The following is a 2,882-nucleotide window of genomic DNA, read 5'->3' as shown; positions in this document are numbered from 1 at the left end:
GGACCCGGAGTGGCACGCGCTGACGCCCGCGCGCGAGATCGCGGTCGACGCCGGCGGGCGGGTGGTGCTGCGAGCGGCCGGTGCGCTCGTCGGTCTGGACGTGGAGACGGGGCGGACGGTGTGGCGGCGGACGTTCGGGCTGGGCATGGGTCCGGTGTTCTCGGACGGCCGCCTGGTCGTGGTCCAGCGGACGTCGCCGGGGGACGGGTCGGCGCTCGTCGCGTTGGACCTGCGCTCGGGGGCGCCGGAGTGGGTCGCGCCGCTGCCGCCCGGGGCGCGGACCGTCGTGCAGCTCGGGGCGCACCTGTACGTCGTGTCGGACGACGCGCTGACCGCGCTGCGGTGACGCGTCCGCCGTGCGGCTGCGTTTGCCGGGGAGCCGGGCCGTGGGGGTAGTGTGACGACGTGCTCGCTCGCACCCTCCTCCTTCGTCGCCGCGGCGAGGCCCTGTAGAGGCCGCATCCTCGTCGCGGTGTTCCCTGTGCGCCGGCCGCCCCAGCCGCACCGCCACGAAGGAGCGTCACCCCCATGAGCTATCTCGAGACGAGCCCCCAGCAGCCGTCGCCGATGCCGGTCCACAAGTACCGGCCGTTCCACGAGCAGATCCGCGTCGACCTGCCCGACCGCACCTGGCCCGGCAAGCGCATGACGCAGGCGCCGCGCTGGTGCGCGGTGGACCTGCGTGACGGCAACCAGGCGCTCATCGAGCCGATGAACCCCGCGCGCAAGCTCGAGATGTTCGAGCTGCTCGTGCAGATGGGCTTCAAGGAGATCGAGGTCGGCTTCCCGTCGGCGTCGCAGACGGACTTCGACTTCGTCCGGATGCTCATCGAGGAGGGCCGGATCCCGGACGACGTCGTCATCCAGGTCCTGACGCAGGCGCGTGAGCACCTGATCGAGCGCACGTACGAGGCGATCGCGGGCGCCAAGCAGGCGATCGTCCACCTGTACAACTCGACGTCGACCCTGCAGCGCGAGGTCGTGTTCCGGTCCGACGAGGACGGCATCGTCGACATCGCCGTCTCGGGTGCCCGGTTCTGCAAGAAGTACGAGGAGCTGGTCCCCGACACCGAGGTCTTCTACGAGTACAGCCCCGAGTCGTACACGGGCACGGAGCTCGAGTTCGCGGTGCGGATCTGCAACGCGGTGCTGGAGGAGCTCCAGCCGACGCCGGACAAGAAGGTCATCGTCAACCTGCCGGCGACGGTCGAGATGGCGACGCCGAACGTCTACGCGGACTCGATCGAGTGGATGAGCCGGAACCTGCGGTTCCGCGAGAACGTGATCCTGTCGCTGCACCCGCACAACGACCGTGGCACGGCGGTCGCGGCCGCCGAGCTCGGGTACCTGGCCGGCGCGGACCGCATCGAGGGCTGCCTGTTCGGCAACGGCGAGCGGACCGGCAACGTCTGCCTGGTCACGCTGGGCATGAACCTGTTCAGCCAGGGCATCGACCCGCAGATCGACTTCTCCGACATCGACCACATCCGTCGCACGGTCGAGCGCTGCAACCAGCTGCCCGTGCCCGAGCGGCACCCGTACGGCGGCGACCTCGTCTTCACGGCGTTCTCCGGCTCGCACCAGGACGCCATCAAGAAGGGCCTCACGGCCATGGAGGCGACCGCCGCGCGCGAGCACAAGACCGTCGACGACCTCGTCTGGGCCGTGCCGTACCTGCCGATCGACCCGAAGGACGTCGGCCGCTCGTACGAGGCGATCATCCGCGTGAACTCGCAGTCCGGGAAGGGCGGCATCAGCTACCTGATGAAGTCCGAGAAGGACCTCGACCTCCCGCGCCGCCTGCAGATCGAGTTCTCGCAGGTCGTGCAGAAGCACACCGACGAGCACGGCACCGAGGTCACGGCCGACGAGCTGTGGCGGATCTTCGAGGACGAGTACCTGCCCGTCGAGCCGGGCTCGGCCACGCCGCCGTGGGGCCGCCTCAAGCTGCGCGGCACGCGTGCCACGAGCTCCGAGGACGGGCCCGACTCCCTCGTCGTGGACCTCGTCGACCGCGGCGAGGTCCGCACGCACGAGGGGTCCGGCAACGGCCCGGTCGCGGCGTTCGTCGACGTGCTGCGCGGGATCGGCGTCGACGTCGCCGTCCTCGACTACGCCGAGCACGCCCTGTCCGCGGGCGGCGACGCGTCGGCCGCGGCCTACGTCGAGTGCGCGATCGGCGACCAGATCCTGTGGGGCGTCGGCATCGACCCCTCGATCACGACGGCCTCGCTCAAGGCCATCATCTCGGCGGTCAACCGGTACGAGCGCTGATCCGCGCCGTCCCGCAGCACGTGCAGCAGGGCCGTCCGGCGCGTCCGGGCGGCCCTGCGCGCGTCGTGTCGGACCCGCGGGGGAGAATGACCCGGTGAGCCTCTACCGCGACGAGGCGATCGTGCTGCGCACCCACAAGCTCGGTGAGGCCGACCGCATCGTGACCCTGCTGACGCGCAGCCACGGCAAGGTGCGCGCCGTCGGCAAGGGCGTGCGCCGCACGTCGTCGCGCTTCGGGTCGCGGCTCGAGCCGTTCATGCACGTCGACGTGCAGCTCTCCACGGGGCGCTCGCTCGACATCGTCACGCAGGCGGAGACGCTCGGTGCGTACGGCCGTCCGGTGTGCGAGGACTACGCGCTCTACACGGCCGGCACCGTGATGCTGGAGACCGCCGAGCGCCTCGTCGAGGCCGAGCACGAGCCCGCGCTCCAGCAGTACTGGCTGCTCGTCGGCGCGGTGCGCGCGCTCGCGACGCGCGAGCACGCCCCCGGCCTGGTGCTCGACTCCTACCTGCTGCGGGCGCTCGCGGTCGCGGGCTGGGCGCCGTCGTTCACCGACTGCGCGCGCTGCGGCGAGCCCGGCCCGCACCACGCGTTCGCGGTCGCGT

Annotated in this window: 3 protein-coding genes; all 3 read left to right on the top strand. The window is 71.5% G+C overall.

The window, feature by feature from the left end; translation table 11 throughout:
* Positions 1-346 (top strand): outer membrane protein assembly factor BamB family protein (locus HGA02_RS15300; RefSeq protein WP_168679904.1); only part of this gene is annotated, 346 nt, incomplete at its 5' end.
* A 182-nt stretch (positions 347-528) separates the two neighbouring features.
* Positions 529-2,274 (top strand): 2-isopropylmalate synthase, encoded by a 1,746-nt coding sequence (leuA, locus tag HGA02_RS15295; RefSeq protein ID WP_168679903.1) that lies wholly within the window; start codon positions 529-531, stop codon positions 2,272-2,274.
* Positions 2,275-2,368: 94 nt separating this feature from the next.
* The coding region (gene recO, locus HGA02_RS15290) for a DNA repair protein RecO (protein ID WP_168679901.1) at positions 2,369-2,882 on the top strand (514 nt) is incomplete at its 3' end.

The sequence above is a fragment of the Cellulomonas septica genome, assembly GCF_012396155.1.
GTDB lineage: Bacteria > Actinomycetota > Actinomycetes > Actinomycetales > Cellulomonadaceae > Cellulomonas > Cellulomonas septica.
Note: the sequence above shows the minus strand (reverse complement) of the source record. Positions and strands in the feature narration are given on the sequence as shown.

Bases quoted from the DNA above. Each gene is read 5' to 3' on its own strand.
- leuA (WP_168679903.1), top strand. From the start codon at position 529: ATGAGCTATCTCGAGACGAGCCCCCAGCAGCCGTCGCCGATGCCGGTC.